The following is an 18038-nucleotide window of genomic DNA, read 5'->3' as shown; positions in this document are numbered from 1 at the left end:
GCGCTGATCGACAACGTGGTGGACCGCTATTTCCCCATTTTGGAGGCGCTCGGCGCGGAACTCGACGAACTCGAGGAACGCATTTTCGAGCGCAACGGCTCGGCAGCGTCACGCGTGATCATCGAGGATCTGTACTCCTTGAAACGCCGTCTCGTCCTGTTGCTGCATCACACTTCGCCGCTGCTGGAAGCGGTCAGCAAACTGTACGGCGGCCGCGCGCCGGGGATTTGCGGCGGCATGCAGGATTATTTCCGCGATGTCTACGACCACCTGTTGCGCATCGTGAAAATTATCGAAGGGCGTCGTGAAATGATCGTGACCGCGATCCAGGTCAATCTGGGCATGATTTCGCTGGCGGAAAGCGAAGTGACCAAGCGGCTGGGTTCGTTTGCGGCGCTGTTCGCCGTGCCCACCATGATCGCCGGGATCTACGGCATGAACTTCCACCGCATCCCGGAACTCGACTGGGCCTATGGTTATCCGGCGGTGATTGTCGTGATGCTTGCGCTGGACATTGGCCTTTACTGGCGGTTCCGCAAGGCAGGATGGCTATGATGGTTATAATGGATGCTTCGGTGCCGCTGGAAGGCGGTTGGATGACATAAAACCATTCGACGGAAACCGCGCGAAAACCCGCGCGGCGCCGGTCGGCCGGGCATGTCAACATTGCAGCATCGAGAGGCGGGGCCTCCGGCGACAGCGGAACTTTTTTCTGATTTGCTGTCTAATAATACATAGTGCGCTTCTGGCGCAGCGTGTTTGCCACGGCAACAGCGATCCACCCAACATTTCAGCGCAACGCCTTGGCTGAATGTCATCGCCCCGGCAGTGTGGGCTCCGCAACCGGTCGCGGCCCTGCATTCGTCTTCAAAGTTTAAACAGCAGCGACGTCGACGGTTGCTTGCTTCCACGCGTTGTACCGCGCATGGTTGCATGGGTAATACGTGCATAGTGGCATGGGCAGCGCGCCATGCGCGGCACACGTGTTACCGCGGTGTTACCGCGACGTTCTTCAACACCTACAGCCCAGCGAGCGGCTGCGCCATGTGTGCGCCGCACGTATTTTTGCTCGTAAACGCCTGTCGACCGCGCGTGCCAAGGGGCACCAAACGGTTGCCGAGTTGGTTTTCAAGGCATCGGCCGCATATTTCGATGCCCGGGCGGGCGCAATACAGGAATTCAGGAAACATGAAAGAACTGGTCAAGCCGCTTAAGACGTACAAAGGTTATGAAATCCATCCGCTGATATACCCCCGTGGCGCCCGCGATGGCGGCGCCGCAGTCCGTGCAGCGGATACCGGTTACGAAGCGTCGGTGCGCATCCGCCGCGCGCCGCCGGCCGGCGAGGAAGCAACGGGCGAAAGCCGCGTGTTCCGCATTGAGCAGACCGGATCGTTTGAAAACGGCGGCCAGGCTCGCCGGGCGTGCTTGTTGCACGCGGAAAAACTGATCGACGGCCAAATCGACGGCCAGACTGTTGCAGATCTGTGACTGCACGCGACTGTTAGGCGTTAAAAGGCATCGCGAGGTCGGGCCGGTCTCGCATACAATCGCAACGAATAGATGATTTAAGGAGCTTTATATGGCGAAAGAAGAGTTACTCGAGCTGGACGGCATTGTTGACGAAGTGCTTCCCGATAGCCGCTACCGCGTGACGCTGGACAACGGCGTAGTCGTGGGCGCGTACGCATCGGGCCGCATGCGCAAGAACCATATCCGGATTCTCGCGGGCGACCGTGTGACGCTGGAATTGTCGGTGTATGACCTGACGAAAGGCCGGATCAACTTCCGGCACAAGGACGAACGCGCAACCGGCGGTGGTCAACGTCCGCAAATGCGTCGCCGCTAAGCAGAATGCTGTTGTGACGCGCTGTTAAAGCGAGTCCCGCACAGTCCTGTTGACCGGAGTCGAGAGCAACGCTTCGTCGGCGCCACCGCTTGATGCTGCCAGTCAGCATCGCATGGCGCCGATGTCGCTCTCTCACGTGTTGGAATCACGTCGTTTGAGCTCATTTTCAACTCACGCGTGTCCGGTTCCCCAGTGTCCAGCCGCACCATCATTTTCCCTTCCGGGCCGCTACCAATCCGCTCAGGCCTAAGGCAAAGCCGTCTTCATCGTTCGTGGCCGACACAAACATCGCGTGCGATTGAACGTCTGCTGACGCCTGACCCATCACAATGGCAACACCCGCCACATCGAACATGGCGACGTCGTTGCCCATGTCCCCCAGCACCGCAACGTTTTCCAGCGCAACGCCTGCCAACCGCGCCAGTTCTCGCACGCCCTCGCCTTTATTCGCGAGCGGATGCGTGATGTCGAGGTAATACGCCTGTGAGCGCATCGCCATGGCACGGCCCTTGAGCGTGTCCTGGAACTCGGCCTCCTTTCGTTGAAGCAGCGCCGCGTCATTCGTCGACGCCACGATCTTTTCGACCGAGTCCAGGTCGATATCCTCGAAACGCTTGACCACCACCGCGTCGTATCCCACGGTCCGGCGCTCCAGCGGCACGTATTCGCCGCCGGGATTCGTGATGTACCACTGGTCGTCGATAAACACCCACGCGTCCACTCCGTCGCGCGCGAGGCTCTCCAGGGCCGTTTGCGCGGCGTCGCGCGACAAGTAGTGAGCGCTCAGGGTCTTCCAGCCGGCGGGATCGACGAGTTTGCCGCCGTTGAAAGCGGCAAACGGCAACTGGATTCCAAGCGTTTCAACGATCGAATGCATGCCCTTGCCCGGCCGGCTGCTCGCCACCGTGAAGCGGACACCCGCGGTCGTGAGAGTGCGCACGGCGTCCTTCGCGGGCTCCCCCAGTGATTTATCCGTGTAGAGCAAGGTGCCGTCACAATCCGAAATCACGAGTTCGACCTTCGCGAGCGCCGCCAGCGCCTGCTCCGGGTCGTCGTGACCGGGACTGAGCTTAAGACCCGTAGCACCGATGGATGTCATTCAAACGCTCCTGCCGGCAATTGCCGCGTTTCGCGCACTGAACGCGGGTGCCAGAGCCGCGCGCCGCCTTCAATACCAGCTTCGTTCGAGACGACTTTCACGTTATCCGGCAACTCGAAATTGAGGTTGGCCGCGTTGCCGCCGCCAATCCACAGACGGTCGTAGTTCACGAGCGAACTCAGGATGCCGATAATTTTCTCCACGCGGCGATTCCAGCGCTTGTTGCCCGCCTTGTCGCGCGCCGCATTGCCGAGATATTCATCGTAGGTCTTGTTTTTGTTCACCGGATGATGCGCCAGCTCGAGATGCGGCATGAGTTCGCCATCGCGAAAAAGCGCGGTGCCCGCACCCGTGCCCAGCGTCAGCACGAACTCGATCCCTTTCCCTTCGATAGCAGCAAGCCCCTGCATCTCGGCGTCGTTGATGATGCGCACCGGCAGGTGCCCAAGATGCTCGGCCAGCATGTCCGCGAGCGGCACGTTGCGCCAGAATTCGTTGCCAAGGTTTGGTGCGGTCAGCACGTGGTTGTCCCGCACTACGCCCGGAAAACCAATCGAGATCTGCGTGGCAGGCAGCGGCGTCAACAGCGGCCCGACCAGTTCCACCAGTTTCTGCACCAACACGTCCGGCGGACACGGATGCGGCGTGGCTACCTTTACCCGCTCGGTTTCCATCTTTCCGTGCGCGTCGATAATCGCGGCCTTCAGGCCCGTACCGCCCACGTCGATGGCGAGAATCCGCTCTTTCGTGCTCGAACGTCTTACGGTCTTGCCTGTGGCTTTCTTCACTGCCGCGCTCTTCTTCACCGCGGCCTTGCGTGCTGCTGTCCCCATACGGTTCTCCTCAGTTCTTGTCGTCGTGATCGGTTTTTTGCGTGTGATCGGCCGCTACCAGCGGGCGCCAGGCGCGGCCGTCGGCCTTCAACAGTTCGTCGGATTCCTTCGGCCCCGCGCTGCCCGCCGTGTAGCCATGTACCGGCAACGGCCCGCCTTCTGGATGCAATACGCCGTCAACCGCCGCCCAGCTTGTTTCAATGCTATCGGCGCGCTGGAACAGCGTCTCGTCGCCGAGCATACAGTCGTACAGCAGCGTTTCGTAACCGACATTCGGCTTCTCATCGAAGAAATCGCCGTATTTGAACGATGACTTGACGGCTCCGACCTTCATCACCGGCCCAGGCACCTTCACATTGAAATCAAAGCTTGTGCCGTGTTCCGGGTCAATCCGCAAGGTCAGCACGTTCGGCACGAGGGTGTCCACGGGCGTGTCGCGGAACAGCAGGAACGGCACCGCTTTCAGTTGTATCGATATCTCCGTGCGCCGCGCCGTCATCCGTTTACCGGTGCGCAGATAAAACGGCACGCCGGCCCAGCGCCAGTTCTCGACGAACACCCGCGCCGCCGCATACGTCTCCGTCTGGCTGTCCGGCGCGACGTCGGCCTCTTCTCGATACCCCGCCATGGTCGAGGATTTTTCGTACTGCCCGAGCACCACGTCATTGGGTTTCAGCGGCTGGATCGCGTCGAAAATGTCAGCTTTCTTGTCGCGCACGGCTTCTGCATCGAATGAATTCGGCGGTTCCATGGCGACCATGCCGAGCAACTGGAACAGGTGGTTCGGGAGCATGTCGCGGAACGCGCCCGTCTGTTCGTAAAACCCGCCACGCGCTTCCACGCCAATGGTTTCTGCCGCCGTGATCTGCACGTGATCAATGTACTCGCGCCGGAAAATGGGCTCGAACAACGCGTTCGCGAAGCGCACCGCGAGGATGCTCTGCACCGTGTCCTTGCCCAGAAAATGATCGATACGATAAATCTGGTTCTCGCCGGCGAACTTGAGAATGCTCTCGTTGAGATCCTTCGCCGATGCGTAGTCGTGTCCGAACGGTTTTTCGATCACGACACGCCGGAAGCCCTGGTCACTTTCCTTCAGCAATCCCACTCGGCCGAGCCGCTCGACGATCGGCTTGAAGAAGCGCGAACTGACAGCGAGATAAAAAATGACATTTCCACTGTCACCCAGCGTCTGCTTCAGCTTGTTAAATACGTCATCCGTCTCGAACTCGCCAGCCACGTATTGCAGGCGATCCGCGACCCAGTTCCACGCCCGGTCGTCGAGTTTGGAGGTATGAAAAGCGCCGGCTTTGTCGGCGGCAAAACTTTTCAGCGACTCGGTCAGCTGGTCTCTCCAGGCGCTCGTCTCGAGCTCGCCGTGGTTCACGCCAATGATCTTCATCTTGTCGTCAAGCAGGCCATCGGACGACAGGTTGTACAGCGCCGGCATCAGCAGCCGTTTGGTCAGGTCACCGGCCGCGCCGAAGATGACGAGCGTGCACGGCGGGGCGGGATGCTTGCCGGGAGGCTGCGGGGAGGAAGTTGCGGTAGCGAGTGAGGTCGACATAGGGTTCTTTAAAAGAAGAGTTGAACGCACTGCCTATTAAAGACCATGTTGGGCGCGTCACAGTTCAAAATCCTGCCCAAACGGTCTGCTTCTGGTCTGCTTCTGCGTTTTCGACTGATGTGTGTCGTATGCAATATGTAATCGCCGCGTGGGCTGTGCCGTAGAATGTCGGCACCTCGCGGCGGCTCGCCCGGCCTCGTTTCCATTACCCGTGCAGGAGTTCCACATGAATCAGACACTCTCCCCGGCGCAACTCGCCGCGTATTTCGACCGCATCGGCTATACCGGACCTCAGCAGGCTACATCAGAGACGCTGCACGCGCTGCACAGGCTGCATCCGCAAGTCATCCCGTTCGAAAATCTCGACTCGCTGCTCGGGCGCACGCCGCGCCTCGACCTCGCGTCCGTGTTCGCGAAGCTCGTGAGCGGGCGGCGCGGCGGGTACTGTTATGAACACAACCTGCTGTTTCGCGCGGTGCTCGACACGCTCGGCTTCAACACGACCGGCCTCGCCGCGCGCGTGGTGTGGAACGACCCGACTGCCATTCCGCCGCGCACCCACATGACCTTGCTGGTCGAAACACCCGACGAAACCTGGCTCGCGGACGTCGGCTTTGGCAGCATGACGCTCAGCGCTCCGCTGCTGTTCGACGCGGGCCGCGAACAGGCAACGCCACATGAGCCGTTTCGCCTCAACCTGATCGAGCGCGGTGATTTCCTCCTGCAAGTGAAGCTCGGCGATGCCTGGAGACCCATCTACCGTTTCGACCTCGAACCGCAACTTCCCGCCGACTACGCCATGGCGAACCACTATGTGTCAACGTATCCCGAGTCAATCTTCCTGAACCACCTGATCGTGGCGCGGGTGATGCCCGGACAGCGGCAGACCTTGTTCGACACGACCCTGAGCCAGCGTGGCGAGACAGAATCCAAACGCGAGCTCGCAAGCGCCGAAGAATTGCGCCGCGTGCTGCAAGACACGTTCGGGCTGGCGCTGCCCGGCCAGGATTTCGACACCCACGGGAAAACGTCGGCCGGGGCACTCGATGCCGTGCTCGAGCGCATCGTCCGCTCTTCCACGTCCATCATGTCCACTAGCTCCTGATCGTCACGATGCGTAAAACCGCCAAGCGCGCCCATGAATCTTATCGGACGCCCGTGAAAAACGCAGTGCTCGAAAGCCGGCTGCCACGATGGCGCTCCACGCTGGTCGTGATGCTGATGTTCGCCGCGTTTGCCGCGCTCGCGACGCGTGCGCTGTGGGTGCAGGTCGTGAACCAGGATTTCTATATCGGCGAGGGGCAAAAGCGCTATCAACGTACGCTGGAACTCAGCGCGACGCGTGGACGTATTGTCGACCGGAATGGCGCAATGCTGGCTGTGAGTCTTGCGACCTATGCGATCTGGGCCACGCCATCGCGCTTTGATCGCGATACGCTGCCGGCAGTCTCCCGGCTGATTGACATGCCCGAGACGGAGTTGGCGCGCCGGCTTGACGGTGCGCGCTCGTTCATCTTGCTGAAACGCCAGGTCGATGCCGACACCGCCACGCGGATCGCTGAAACCGGCCTCGCAGGCATAACACTTGTAGCCGACACCAAACGCTTCTATCCCGAAGGAGAGTCGGCGGCTCACATCGTCGGCTTCACGGACAACGAAGACAAGGGTCAGGAAGGCATCGAACTCGCGGCGAACGACAGGCTGACCGGCGAACACGGTCAGCGCGAAGTGATACGTGACCGGCTTGGGCGTGTGGTGTCCGAGATCGGCGAAGTGGAGTTGCCGGAAAATGGCGAGACCATTCATCTGACGATCGACCGCCGTATCCAGCAACTCGCCCACACGCAACTGGCCGCCGCTATCACGAAGCATCGCGCGCGGGCGGGCAGCGTGGTCGTGCTGGACGCGAAGAACGGCGAGATCCTCGCGCTCGCGAACTACCCGACTTTCGACCCCAACGACCGCGCGCGCCTGACCGGCGAGCAGTTGCGCAACCGCGCGCTGACCGATACCTTCGAGCCGGGTTCGACGATCAAGCCGCTGGTGGCGGCGCTGGCTATCGATTTGGGCTACGTGCGGCCCGACACGCGTATCGATACATCGCCGGGAACGTTCAAACTCGGACCGAACGTGATCCACGATACATCGAACCACGGTGTCATCACGGTCTCCGAAGCCGTGCAGATGTCGAGCAATATCGCGTTGACGAAACTCTCGCTCAAGCTTCGGCCGCAGACGGTGTGGGACAAGTATCGCGAATACGGCATTGGCCAGGCGCCGGACCTGACCTTTCCGGGCGCGGCCACTGGACGCCTGCGGGCATACGAGCGCTGGCGCCCGATCGAGCAGGCAACCATGGCCTATGGTTACGGCCTGTCGTTGTCGTTGCTGCAGATTGCACAGGTTTATACGGCTTACGCGGGCAGTGGCGAGTTCCGGCAGTCCACCTTGATTCGCGGTCAGGCTGCGCGAGATCCCGTGCAAGTCACGAAACCCGCGACGGCAGCGGCTGTGCGCGACATGCTTGAACTCGCGATGGGACCCCGTGGCACGGGACGTGCGGCAGCGGTGGATGGGTATCGCGTAGGTGGGAAGACCGGCACGGCGCGCAAACAGATCGGGCGCACGTATGCGGCGAACAAGTATCGGGCGTCGTTTGTCGGCATGGCGCCCATGAGTGACCCGCAGGTGATCGTGGCCGTCATGATTGATGAGCCATCGGCCGGCGCCTATTACGGCGGGACCGTAGCCGGTCCGGTGTTTTCGGGCGTGGTCGGCGGCACCATGCAGCTTCTCGGCGTGCCGCCGGATGCGTGAACGTCCGCAACGGTTCGCTGGGGCGGGGTTTTGTTCCTGCTGGCCGGGATCTGCGCGAATGGAACCCGGGACGCGCGCGGACGGTAAACGTAAGGCCGCTATGCTGTAATGTTGGATTGCTGTAGTTGAATAGCTCGTCGGAAAGGCGGCCGCAAACCCTTTAAGGACACCATGAAAAAGATTGTCTGCGCCCTCGCGCTTCCTCTGTTCCTGTTGCAAGCCTGTACCACCCAGTTCCACAACGCCGATGCCGGTCAGCCGGAGGTCGAAACGGCGCCTAACGCTTCGGTGGCAAGCATCGTCCAGTGCCTGACGGATGAAGCAAAGAAACACGACGCCACGTTCAAGCAAACACCCATTCCCCAGGGCACGATGCTCGAATTCGGCGATTCCAACGTGATCAAGGTTCGCTTCGATAACGGTGAGACTTCGTACCGGTTTTATCCGGGCGAGCGGCACGTGTCGAATCTGTGGCTCGAAGGCGCGAGCAAGAAATGCGCGCCTTGAGATTAAGCTCGAAGCAGCTTGGTGGGGCGCTTCATGACGCCGGGTTCATCACATGTCGCTTTGATCAGGCGGATCGTGCGCTCGACTAAAGCCATTAACGCCGTCGAGCGTCTCAAGACACGCTCCGGCAACCCGCACTATGCGGCCGTTAGCCTGAGCGGCGGTCTGTTCTATCTCATCGACCGCGCCGCAAGCGGTGAGCAAAAGCTCTCCCCACCGCAGACCATGGATGATTTCGTAGCCTTTGTGAACGCGCTCAAGCCAGAGAAGCCACGGCGCGTCAGCAAGCTCGATCTGGCCATGGACGAGCAGATAAAACGCAGCGGCAAACCTCGGACTACAGAGGACGAGTGATGCGCAGTTGCGCATTACTTCATGTTTGAAGCCGCTCCAACGCCGCTCCGGAATGACCTCGTCAAGACGTCGTTACGATCTCTCGATCATCCTATCCATTGCCATTCCCAAGCATTGTTCCGCCGGGTATTAGCGTCGTTCGGCGCACGCACTTCGTGCCCCAGCACACGGAAAACGTTTGCATCGCCCGGTTTATCGCGCGCCCGGCGCCTTCAATGTGCGATTTCAGACGGTGCAAGCGTCCCGCCCTGGGCGAGTATCTATCAACGGTCGAATCAAACCGGGGACCGCCCGACGCGACTATAAACGCGCAGGCGACGGGGTATAGCTGGACGTAGCAATGAACGCATTAGTCGTCGATAGAATCGACAACGCGCTCAGAAGCTGGCCGGCAAAAATGGGGGCGCAGGATGAAAGCCAAAAGAACGCCGACGTCAGAAGGCCCACGAACGTCGACACAAGCCGACGCGGAGCTTCAGCACATCGAACGGGCCATCGGCCAATTGCGGGCGATGAGTCAGAAGCCGGCCGGTACACTTAACGTCGAGTACTGGCACGAACGCTTGAACGCAGTCTGTACCGGCTACGTGCTGGTGCCGGCACAAAGGCGTCGGGTCGATGCGTTGCGCAAAGTGCTGGAGTCGTTTTCGCAACCAAAGGGCGACCCCAATTCCGGGCGCAAAAGAACAACCAACAGGCTTTGGGCGAAAGCGGCGTAACTACGGCGCTTTCGCCATCGCGCTTCGTGCGCGTAATCGACGGCGGCCTTCAGGCCGCCAGATGTCGTGTTTCGGGCGTGCCTGTCGTTCGAACATTCCCAGGGCCACATCGCGCATCGCGATGCGCTCCAGCGTTTCGTAGCCGTATTGCCGTGGGCCCCGCCCGCTGGCTCTCGGCGCATACAACCGCTCAAGCCCCGATTCTTCACATGGGAACAAGCTTAGCGGGAATGCTTGGTTTGGCGCGCGACGAAGCGCCGATAAGATCGGGGCTCGTTCCGTCACCGAATTGCCATGAGCCTTTATATCGACGATGCTCAACGCCATCAAATACAGCAACACCGCGCGTCCTGGCGCTGGCGCAGCGAATGGCCCACCTGGCTTCTGATCGTAACCGTGTATGGCGGCTGGTTCACGACGGCGCTTAACGCGCGGTCAATCGGCTTGCCGCTGGCGGTAAGCATTCTAGCTGTGCTGTCGTGCCTGTATCTGTCATTGCAGCATGAACTCCTGCACGGCCATCCGACACGTTTTCCCTGGTTCAACGCGCTGCTTGGCGTCGCCCCGCTCGCGGTCTGGTTCCCTTACGCGGTGTATCGCGAGTCGCATCTGCGCCACCATAACGACACGCATCTCACCGACCCGGATCTGGACCCGGAAAGCTATTTCGTCTCCGCCGAACGCTGGCGCGGCGCCGGTGGGGTCGTACGGTTCCTGCTGGTTTGCCGCAACACGTTCTTCGGGCGCATTGTGCTTGGCCCCTGGTTTTCCATTGTGAGAACGATCGCCTCGGCATTCACCCAGATTGCGCGGGGCAATGGCCGTATTGCAGGCGCGTGGGCCTTGCATCTCGTCCTGCTCGCACTGCTCGCGACATGGCTTCAGCGCCGCTGCGGCATCAGTCCCGCGTTTTTCATATTTGGCGTTGGGTATCCCGCGCTCGCGTTGAGTGCGATCCGTTCGTTCCAGGAACATCGCGCAGCCGATCACGTCGCCGAACGCACGGTCATCAATGAAGCATCGTGGGCGTGGCGTCTTCTGTTCCTCAACAACAATTTTCACGCCGTTCATCACGACCTGCCGAGCGTGCCGTGGTTCGCGCTGGCAAGCGTTTATCATGGGCATCGCGACGCGTATCGGGTGCGCAATGGCGGTTTTGTCGTACGAGGTTATCAGGAATGGCTCGTGCGGCACGGCCTCCAACCGGTTGCGCCCGCATTGCATCCGCTTCATGCACGCGCCGCCGATCAGATGGCGCAGGCTCAAGCTGGATCCGCCGGCTCAGCAGCACTGGGCGGCGACGCGCAGCCTGTCTGATTTGTCTCGCCAGCCAAGTATTGATGCTAGCCGGCGCAATGGGAAAGAATTTGCATGAACTGGGTGGCTGCATTACCGATGTACAACGTCACGCCGGCGCTTGGCCGTGATTGGCGCGTTCTGCTCGACCATGTTCACCAGCATTTGCGGCCATGGCTCGACGCTCGCGGCGACACGCTCGCCATAGTCGATCCCGGGACGTCCCTGCAGGAATTCTGGCTGCGCGACGACTTGCTGCTGTCGCAGACATGCGGCTATCCGCTGGTTCAGGCGCTCGCCGGACGCGTGCAGCTGGTCACCACGCCCGTATTCAGCGTCGATGCCTGCGAGGGCGGCAATTATCACAGCATCCTGGTCACCCGGGCTGCTGCCAAGGTCACGTCACTCGCGCCATGCCGCGGTCTGCGCGCGGCATTCAACACCCCTGATTCGAACAGCGGCATGAACTTGCTGCGCAGTGCGGTCGCGCCGCTTGCCGGCGGGCAACCGTTCTTCGCGTCCGTGATCGAAACGGGTGGGCACCTGGCGTCGCTGCAAGCCCTGCAGGACGACCGGGCCGATGTTGCCGCCATCGACTGTGTGAGCTTTGCGTTCGTACTCGATCACCTTCCCGATCTTGCCCATGGTCTGGTCGAGATCGGGACGACGCGAGGTGCGCCGGGCTTGCCGCTGATTGCATCGAAACGGGTGCCGGCGGAGGGTATCGAGGCGCTGGTGAGCGCACTCGCCGACGCCATCGCGCACGATCGTCCGTTGGCAAAACGGCTCAAGCTCGACGGTTTTGCAAGGCGTCCGCTCGAAGATTACGCCAGCATTCTTGAAATCGAACTGGACGCCGTCGAACGCGGTTATCCTCGCCTCGCCTGACGGCGTTGAGCGTGGTCACGGCAAACTTTCCTGACTTTCGGCACAATCGGCTCTTACCCGCGTGTAAGGTGCGTCCTGGATTTTTCGTTCGGGATCGGCGCTTGACGGGGACCGGATCGCCGGTGCCCGCGCGCTGCCCATACACGAAGCCATGGAAGCCGCAATGATCCCGTTTTCAGTTCTCGATTTATCCCCTATTCCCGCCGGATCTACTGCCGCCGACGCGTTCCGCCACTCACGCGAGCTGGCCCAGCATGCCGAAAAACTCGGTTACCTGCGATTCTGGCTGGCCGAGCATCACAACATGACCGGGATCGCCAGCGCCGCGACCTCCGTGGTGATCGGACACGTTGCAGCAGGAACGAGCACGATCCGCGTCGGCTCGGGCGGCGTCATGCTGCCGAATCACGCGCCACTTGTGATCGCCGAGCAGTTCGGCACGCTTGCGTCGCTGTTTCCCGGGCGTATCGATCTTGGCCTCGGCCGCGCGCCCGGCACTGACCAGACCACGGCCCGTGCGCTGCGCCGCGATCTCCAAAGCAGTGCGGACAATTTCCCCGATGACGTGGTGGAATTGCAGCGCTATTTCGCCGATCCGGTGGAAGGTCAGCGCGTGCGTGCGGTCCCCGGCGCCGGGCTGAACGTGCCGATCTGGCTGCTCGGCTCGTCCACCTTCAGCGCCCAGCTCGCCGCCGCGCTCGGCCTGCCGTTCGCCTTCGCTTCGCATTTCGCGCCCGACTATTTGCTGACCGCGCTGCAGGTTTATCGGACGCAATTCCGCCCGTCGAAGCAACTCGACCGGCCTTACGCGATGGTTGGCGTGAATGTTTTTGCCGCCGACACCACGGCAGAAGCAGAGTTTCTCTTCACATCGTTGCAACAGCAATTCATTAATCTGCGACGCGGCACGCCGGGCCAGTTGCCGCCACCCGTCAAGCAGATTCCATGGAACGAGGGCGAACGCGCCGGCGTAGACCACTCGCTCGCCTGCTCGGTAATCGGCGACCAGCGTCAGGTGGAGGCCGGACTGGCCTCGCTGATCGAACAAACCCAGCCTGACGAACTGATGGTGACCGCACAAATTTACGATCACGCGGCCCGTCTGCGCTCGTTTGACATCACGGCACAGGCCCGCGCGGCGATAGCGGCGTAGCGCCCGCTCCATTGCTTCCCGGACATCAAGCGGATGTCACACCGATGTCAAGCAGATATCAAACCGATGTCAGCAGTTAAGCGGCGCGGCGAACACGCATTCGGACGCTGGACGGGTATCGTTTTGACAAGCAATAATGAGGACGGCGGCTTTGAGATCCGCCGTCCTGCGCCCGCTTTTAGTGCCTTCCTGCGAATGGCGGCGGCGGGTAAGCCGTTCGAAGGTCTCAACAGATAAGATGTTGGATATCGGAAGGGAGAAAATGAATGACCAGAAGTCCCGCCACAGGATCCATGACCTTGCTGACGGAGCGCGATGAAGCCACCGGTCAGGAAGTGCGGACGTTGCGCCTCGAACCTGCGCCCGACGGCAAGGCCGTCCTGCTGATAGAGGTTGATGAAAGGAAGGCCGGCATCCATCGTGAAGTGCGTTATGAAATCACGCCGGCCGAACTCATCGCTGCAATTCGTGCACACGGCGCGGAATTACCGGGCGAGCAACATAATCGCTAAAATGATTTAGGCATACAATAGCGGCATTCGGCGCTATCATTTCCTTGTGGCGCCCGCGGTTGTCTGGACGAATTGTTGAAATTAGCGGTTGCATGCATGGTGCATTTGAAACATGCGCAGCCGCCAGCCGTGCACCGATCTGGTCGTGAGCTACAGCCGCTGATCCGGCGGCTTACGCATCTCGCACCGATCTCAAACACAGTAACCAGTTTGTCGAGCCGCTTGCCCGCCAGAGTCCGATTATCGGGCGCTGCGGGTTAAAGCGGCAATTTGCGGTATTACACTAATTGACGCGCGTCACTCGGCGCGCCACGATTTTAGTCAACCCACACATTCCTCGAGCCGCCCCGGTCCGCGCGGGCAGATGGCTCGCCTTCAAGAAAGTAAAAGCTGAATCAGGACAGCCGTGGACGAAAGAAAGCGAGACAGCATCATTGCCTATTTGCGCAGCCGAATGGCTGAGTTTGGCATTACCGAAACAGCGCTGGCCGAAGCATTGGCCGACGTGCAGGTTTCCGTTACCCCTCCTCCCATGACCAACGGTTCGAGCGCGGCTTCGAAGCGCGCGTTGCCGTCAATGCCCTCGTTGCCCGAGAACGCCAACGGCACTACGCCGGTATTCAGAAGCGCAAACGGCGACACGTGGGACGGGACGGGTGACATGCCAGAGTGGTTGAAACGCGCTCAGCATGCCGGGCAGGATATCGAGTTTTACCGGGTTTAAAGCTGCTCGCCAGAGCCCGGTGGGAACCATCCGGTGGGCAAACCGTTGATGCAAATAGCAGCGCCCCGCATGCCTTGCGGCAGCGGGCGATGTGCGCCTGCGCGGCCATTGAGCAGCGCCACCCGAGGACGAAGATTCAGGAACCGTTCGCCCGGTCATTTTCGGAAACGGCAGTTCCTTCTGATTGTTCGCGTTGAGTTTGCGCGTTGTGCGCGTTGTGCTCATTTACGCCGAACGTATCGGGCATCATCACGATCGGTTCGGCGGGCCCCGTCAATTTGGGGAGGTTCGCCACGGCCGCCCAAACTGAAGCAGTCGATGTGCACGGGAAAGCCGTCAAGCAACGCGTCAGCGGGGTTATCTGCGTCCAGACACCCGGGCGGGTGCGAACGCATCATCCTAATGCTTGCACCATCCCTTTCTCCACATCGCCCACATAAATCCCGAACGCATCCTCCGTTCTCTCCTTCACATAGCGTCGCAGCATGGACTCGACAGCCGGATCGCGGATCCGGTCCCAGGGGATTGCGCCGAGCGGCACATACCGTACATCCGCGCCCGCAGGTGCATCATCAACAATGCGCCCCCGGTAATAAATATGGGTGATGCCCTTCTCCTCAAACACGGCGAACAGAAAATCCAGGTTCGCATTCAGCCGATACCGCTCCAGCACGCCGCGCAAACTAGCCGCGTCCGCAAGTGGTTCCAACCGCGTCCCAATGGGTAATTGCAACGCCCCCGACGCTGTCTCGATCAGCACAAGACCCGCGGGATGCTCGAGGATCGCTCCAACCTGGGCTCGCTGGCCGGTCGCGGCCAACGCCTCCTGCGACAAACTGAAATCCACATAAGCACCACGGCAATAGCCCAGCGGCGTCGCGCTCGTGTGCGTGAAATCCACCACGCGCCCAATCAGGATGATGTGGTCCCCCGCATCCACCACCTGATGTGTCTCGCAGTCGAAACACGCCGCCGCGCCGTCCATCACCGGGCTGCCGGTGCGTCGCGCATGCCAGCCGACCTGCCCGAACTTGTCCGCACTCTTCGATGCAAACACGCCCGATACCGGCCGCTGATCCTCAGCAAGTACGCTGACCGCAAAACGCTGAGCCTCCGAAAACACCGGATGGCTGGAGGCCGTCTTAGCGATACACACCAGGATCAACGCCGGATCAAGCGACACGGACGTGAACGAGTTCGCAGTAAAACCACGCGGTGAACCATCGGGTTGAATGGTCGTCACCACTGTCACACCCGTCACGAATGCGCCTAATGCACGGCGAAATTCGCTCGTATCGAAGGAAGGCTCGTTCATGCTTTTACTCCTTGAATTAGCGACTGAAACACTGACCACAAGTGGCTCGCGTGATCAGGCGCGACTCGCTTCACGAATGAACTGCACCAGCCGCTGGTTCACGATCGCCGGCGCGGTGACGTTCATCATATGCCGTTCATTCGCAATGATTTCGGCGCGTCCGCGCGGCGCAGCAGCCGCCATCGAATGCGACATCGCGGGACTCGAATTCGGATCGCACTCACCGGTCATGAACAACGCGGGCATGGCGAGTTGAGGCAAACGCCCGACATGCGCCTGGTCCGAACTCGCAAACAACCGGTACGTCCGTGCATAACCCTCAGGGTTCACCGTCGCAAGCAACGAACGCACAAGCTCCGCCACCGGCGCGAGATGACCCGGCACGGGATCGTCGAACCAGCGTGCCACCGTGGCATCAATGCTCGGTTGCTCAAGCCCCCCGCCTTCCAGCGACGCCGCGCGCTGCATTACCGCGGTCCGCTGCATTGGCGTGCGGTCGTACACCGCGTTCAGCGCAACCACGCTCGCCACCCGCTGCGGATACTGCAGCGCAAACTCAAGCGCGATCAGCGAACCCATCGAGTGACCCACTACATGCGCCACGTCGATCTGCAAATGGTCCAGCAGTGCTGCGAGCTGAGCAGCGTATTCATCGAGTGCGGGGGAGACCGCCGGCAAGCGGCTTGCGCCGTGGCCCAGCATGTCATATGACACAACGCGAAAACACAACTGCAACGCGTCCACCTGGGGCGCCCACACGCTTCGGTTCATCCCCACGCCGTGGATCAGGATGAGCGCCGGCCCCTCGCCTGCCACGCTATACGCGGTGCCGTCGAACACGCCGTTCATCGGCGCATGGCCAGTCATGGTTTCATGCTTCATTGGACCCAAGCTCCTTCAGATCCTGATAGCGGTCGCCAATCCGATGATGCGGCCGCCCGCCAATCGATGCACCCAGCGCAATCACGAGTTCATCGGGGCCGGGGGCATCGATGATCGAGAACTGGATGGTGAGGTAATGCGAGCGCATGCCTTCGTCGCCCTTGTGCATGAGTGGAATGGTCACCGGACAGTTAGGACCACCGCGCAAATTCGTGAAACTCAAATAGCTCTTCGCGCCAACCGCTTCGCGGAACTTGTTGCCAAAACGCAGTGTGTGAATCAGCGCCGATGCATGTTCGACTTCGCCCGACGTCCCGACAATCGCCGCTTTCCCATAACCCTCCACCGCTGCGCCTGATCCGGCGATTCGCAGGATCTCAGCCGTCAGGATCTCGCCCAGTTGCGGCGCAAGTCCGTGAATCTCCGGACGCAGGTCTTCGACGAAACCACGCCCCGCCCACGGATTGCGTAGCACGGCTGCCGCCGCGAACAGCTTCAACGGCCGCTCAGCCGCTTTACCGCCTTCAATGAAGGTGTCTTCCACATAGGTGACCAGCTTGCGAATCTCAAGTTTCATGGGGTTTTCTCCGGTGGCAAAAACGCCGCGGCTTCATGCGATGGCGTCGTCTAAATATTATGGTATTCCATATTACTGGATGCAAGAATTTTCGACGATTGAGGGGTTTACGAGAGCACGCTGGGATAACCTGGAGGCGAAAAAAAGCCGTCGATGTCGACGGCTTTGGTAGCGTGCGAGCGTATGTTATGCAGCAATCACACGCTGGCTTCGGCAGCCCTCTCGGCAAGCGTGGCCATCACGATGCCTGCTGTGCGACGCACATGTTCAAGCGATGCCGCAGCGGCAGCATCGCCGTCTTTCTTCGCAATAGCGGACAGCAACTTGTTCATCTCGCGATTGGAGTCCGCCCCCCGTCCTGGCGACGCAATAGTCACGGCTCGCAACTGGTTGATCCGCGCGTTCAGCGACTTGACCACCTGATGCATCATCAGCTTGTGGCCGCCGGTGAACATGGCTTCGTAGAAACGCTCCGTGTAGGTCAGCACGCGCTTGAAATCCGACTGGTCGAACGCATCTTCGATCTCCTTGCGGATTTCGCGTAGCTGTTTCACCAGCGCCGGGGTTGCATGCTCGGCACACGCTCGCGCCGCTTCGGACTCGAGCAACGCGCGGATTTCATAGATCTCCTGAACCTGCTCGGGATCGAGTCGCGCGACAATCGGGCCGGAATGCGCCACCGTCTCGACCAGGCCCTCCGTTTCGAGGTGCCGCAGAACTTCACGCACCACGGTCCGGCTGACACCCAGTTGGTCGCATAGCGTGCGCTCGATCAAACGGTCGCCGGGATGATAGATGCCCTGCGAAATAGCGTCGCGCAATTTTTCTAGCGTCAGCTCACGCAACGTCGGCGCGCTTCGGTCGACACGCATTTGATCGGTCATGGTTTTCTTGTCTCCGGTCTGATATCCGGAATCCCTGGTTTTTGGAATCCCAAAGTATGGCA

19 protein-coding genes are annotated in these 18038 nt (G+C 60.7%); 12 read left to right on the top strand and 7 right to left on the bottom strand.

The window, feature by feature from the left end:
• From JWR14_RS12465 to infA, 3 genes are all read left to right on the top strand, one after another.
• Positions 1-555 (top strand): CorA family divalent cation transporter (locus JWR14_RS12465; protein ID WP_299706685.1); only part of this gene is annotated, 555 nt, incomplete at its 5' end.
• A gap of 642 nt (positions 556-1197) precedes the next feature.
• Positions 1198-1491, top strand: a complete 294-nt coding sequence (locus JWR14_RS12460; protein WP_174254562.1) for a hypothetical protein — start codon at positions 1198-1200, stop codon at positions 1489-1491.
• A 91-nt stretch (positions 1492-1582) separates the two neighbouring features.
• On the top strand, positions 1583-1849 hold the full coding sequence (gene infA, locus JWR14_RS12455) for a translation initiation factor IF-1 (protein WP_031361766.1): 267 nt from the start codon (positions 1583-1585) through the stop codon (positions 1847-1849).
• 208 nt (positions 1850-2057) lie between these two features.
• Here infA and JWR14_RS12450 read toward each other — a convergent pair whose 3' ends face one another.
• The 3 genes from JWR14_RS12450 to zwf are packed head-to-tail and all read right to left on the bottom strand — an operon-like array spanning position 2058 to position 5348.
• Complete coding sequence (locus JWR14_RS12450; protein ID WP_299706679.1) at positions 2058-2948, bottom strand: HAD family hydrolase; 891 nt, start codon at positions 2946-2948, stop codon at positions 2058-2060.
• Entirely contained in the window at positions 2945-3781 is an 837-nt protein-coding gene (locus JWR14_RS12445) for an ROK family protein (RefSeq protein WP_299706676.1), read from the bottom strand. The genes JWR14_RS12450 and JWR14_RS12445 overlap by 4 nt, the downstream gene beginning before the upstream one ends.
• A gap of 10 nt (positions 3782-3791) precedes the next feature.
• A complete protein-coding gene (gene zwf, locus JWR14_RS12440) occupies positions 3792-5348 on the bottom strand; it encodes a glucose-6-phosphate dehydrogenase (protein ID WP_299706673.1) in 1557 nt (518 codons plus the stop codon).
• 226 nt (positions 5349-5574) lie between these two features.
• On the opposite strand from zwf, the gene JWR14_RS12435 reads away from it, so the two are divergent.
• From JWR14_RS12435 to JWR14_RS12395, 9 genes are all read left to right on the top strand, one after another.
• Positions 5575-6453 (top strand): arylamine N-acetyltransferase, encoded by an 879-nt coding sequence (locus JWR14_RS12435; RefSeq protein WP_299706670.1) that lies wholly within the window; start codon positions 5575-5577, stop codon positions 6451-6453.
• Between the two features lie 8 nt (positions 6454-6461).
• Positions 6462-8165: a penicillin-binding protein 2 gene (locus JWR14_RS12430; RefSeq protein WP_299706667.1), complete on the top strand. Its 1704-nt coding sequence runs from the start codon at positions 6462-6464 to the stop codon at positions 8163-8165.
• A 171-nt stretch (positions 8166-8336) separates the two neighbouring features.
• Positions 8337-8672: a hypothetical protein gene (locus tag JWR14_RS12425; protein WP_299706664.1), complete on the top strand. Its 336-nt coding sequence runs from the start codon at positions 8337-8339 to the stop codon at positions 8670-8672.
• A gap of 75 nt (positions 8673-8747) precedes the next feature.
• Positions 8748-9026 (top strand): hypothetical protein, encoded by a 279-nt coding sequence (locus JWR14_RS12420; RefSeq protein ID WP_299706687.1) that lies wholly within the window; start codon positions 8748-8750, stop codon positions 9024-9026.
• A 1013-nt stretch (positions 9027-10039) separates the two neighbouring features.
• The gene (locus JWR14_RS12415) at positions 10040-11062 is read left to right on the top strand and encodes a fatty acid desaturase (protein ID WP_299706661.1); all 1023 of its coding nucleotides are present in this window, start codon (positions 10040-10042) and stop codon (positions 11060-11062) included.
• Positions 11063-11116: 54 nt separating this feature from the next.
• Positions 11117-11929, top strand: coding sequence for a PhnD/SsuA/transferrin family substrate-binding protein (locus JWR14_RS12410; protein WP_299706658.1), 813 nt, complete (start codon positions 11117-11119; stop codon positions 11927-11929).
• Between the two features lie 163 nt (positions 11930-12092).
• Complete coding sequence (locus tag JWR14_RS12405; RefSeq protein ID WP_299706655.1) at positions 12093-13082, top strand: LLM class flavin-dependent oxidoreductase; 990 nt, start codon at positions 12093-12095, stop codon at positions 13080-13082.
• A gap of 266 nt (positions 13083-13348) precedes the next feature.
• The gene (locus JWR14_RS12400) at positions 13349-13594 is read left to right on the top strand and encodes a hypothetical protein (RefSeq protein ID WP_031361754.1); all 246 of its coding nucleotides are present in this window, start codon (positions 13349-13351) and stop codon (positions 13592-13594) included.
• 406 nt (positions 13595-14000) lie between these two features.
• On the top strand, positions 14001-14318 hold the full coding sequence (locus tag JWR14_RS12395) for an H-NS family nucleoid-associated regulatory protein (RefSeq protein WP_299706644.1): 318 nt from the start codon (positions 14001-14003) through the stop codon (positions 14316-14318).
• A gap of 394 nt (positions 14319-14712) precedes the next feature.
• Here JWR14_RS12395 and JWR14_RS12390 read toward each other — a convergent pair whose 3' ends face one another.
• The 4 genes from JWR14_RS12390 to JWR14_RS12375 form a co-directional block, all read right to left on the bottom strand.
• A complete protein-coding gene (locus JWR14_RS12390; protein WP_299706642.1) occupies positions 14713-15633 on the bottom strand; it encodes a flavin reductase family protein in 921 nt (306 codons plus the stop codon).
• Positions 15634-15687: 54 nt separating this feature from the next.
• A complete protein-coding gene (locus JWR14_RS12385; protein ID WP_366144527.1) occupies positions 15688-16482 on the bottom strand; it encodes an alpha/beta fold hydrolase in 795 nt (264 codons plus the stop codon).
• A 22-nt stretch (positions 16483-16504) separates the two neighbouring features.
• Entirely contained in the window at positions 16505-17092 is a 588-nt protein-coding gene (locus tag JWR14_RS12380) for an amino acid synthesis family protein (protein ID WP_299706636.1), read from the bottom strand.
• A 197-nt stretch (positions 17093-17289) separates the two neighbouring features.
• The gene (locus JWR14_RS12375; protein ID WP_299706633.1) at positions 17290-17976 is read right to left on the bottom strand and encodes a GntR family transcriptional regulator; all 687 of its coding nucleotides are present in this window, start codon (positions 17974-17976) and stop codon (positions 17290-17292) included.
• Between the last annotated feature and the right edge of the window lie 62 nt (positions 17977-18038).

The organism is Caballeronia sp. (genome assembly GCF_028292365.1).
Classification (GTDB): domain Bacteria; phylum Pseudomonadota; class Gammaproteobacteria; order Burkholderiales; family Burkholderiaceae; genus Caballeronia.
This window is presented reverse-complemented; position numbering and strand designations above follow the sequence as displayed.

Bases quoted from the DNA above. Each gene is read 5' to 3' on its own strand.
- infA (WP_031361766.1), top strand. From the start codon at position 1,583: ATGGCGAAAGAAGAGTTACTCGAGCTGGACGGCATTGTTGACGAAGTG.
- JWR14_RS12450 (WP_299706679.1), bottom strand. From the start codon at position 2,948: ATGACATCCATCGGTGCTACGGGTCTTAAGCTCAGTCCCGGTCACGAC.
- JWR14_RS12445 (WP_299706676.1), bottom strand. From the start codon at position 3,781: ATGGGGACAGCAGCACGCAAGGCCGCGGTGAAGAAGAGCGCGGCAGTG.
- zwf (WP_299706673.1), bottom strand. From the start codon at position 5,348: ATGTCGACCTCACTCGCTACCGCAACTTCCTCCCCGCAGCCTCCCGGC.
- JWR14_RS12435 (WP_299706670.1), top strand. From the start codon at position 5,575: ATGAATCAGACACTCTCCCCGGCGCAACTCGCCGCGTATTTCGACCGC.
- JWR14_RS12430 (WP_299706667.1), top strand. From the start codon at position 6,462: ATGCGTAAAACCGCCAAGCGCGCCCATGAATCTTATCGGACGCCCGTG.
- JWR14_RS12425 (WP_299706664.1), top strand. From the start codon at position 8,337: ATGAAAAAGATTGTCTGCGCCCTCGCGCTTCCTCTGTTCCTGTTGCAA.
- JWR14_RS12415 (WP_299706661.1), top strand. From the start codon at position 10,040: ATGAGCCTTTATATCGACGATGCTCAACGCCATCAAATACAGCAACAC.
- JWR14_RS12410 (WP_299706658.1), top strand. From the start codon at position 11,117: ATGAACTGGGTGGCTGCATTACCGATGTACAACGTCACGCCGGCGCTT.
- JWR14_RS12405 (WP_299706655.1), top strand. From the start codon at position 12,093: ATGATCCCGTTTTCAGTTCTCGATTTATCCCCTATTCCCGCCGGATCT.
- JWR14_RS12400 (WP_031361754.1), top strand. From the start codon at position 13,349: ATGACCAGAAGTCCCGCCACAGGATCCATGACCTTGCTGACGGAGCGC.
- JWR14_RS12390 (WP_299706642.1), bottom strand. From the start codon at position 15,633: ATGAACGAGCCTTCCTTCGATACGAGCGAATTTCGCCGTGCATTAGGC.
- JWR14_RS12385 (WP_366144527.1), bottom strand. From the start codon at position 16,482: ATGAACGGCGTGTTCGACGGCACCGCGTATAGCGTGGCAGGCGAGGGG.
- JWR14_RS12380 (WP_299706636.1), bottom strand. From the start codon at position 17,092: ATGAAACTTGAGATTCGCAAGCTGGTCACCTATGTGGAAGACACCTTC.
- JWR14_RS12375 (WP_299706633.1), bottom strand. From the start codon at position 17,976: ATGACCGATCAAATGCGTGTCGACCGAAGCGCGCCGACGTTGCGTGAG.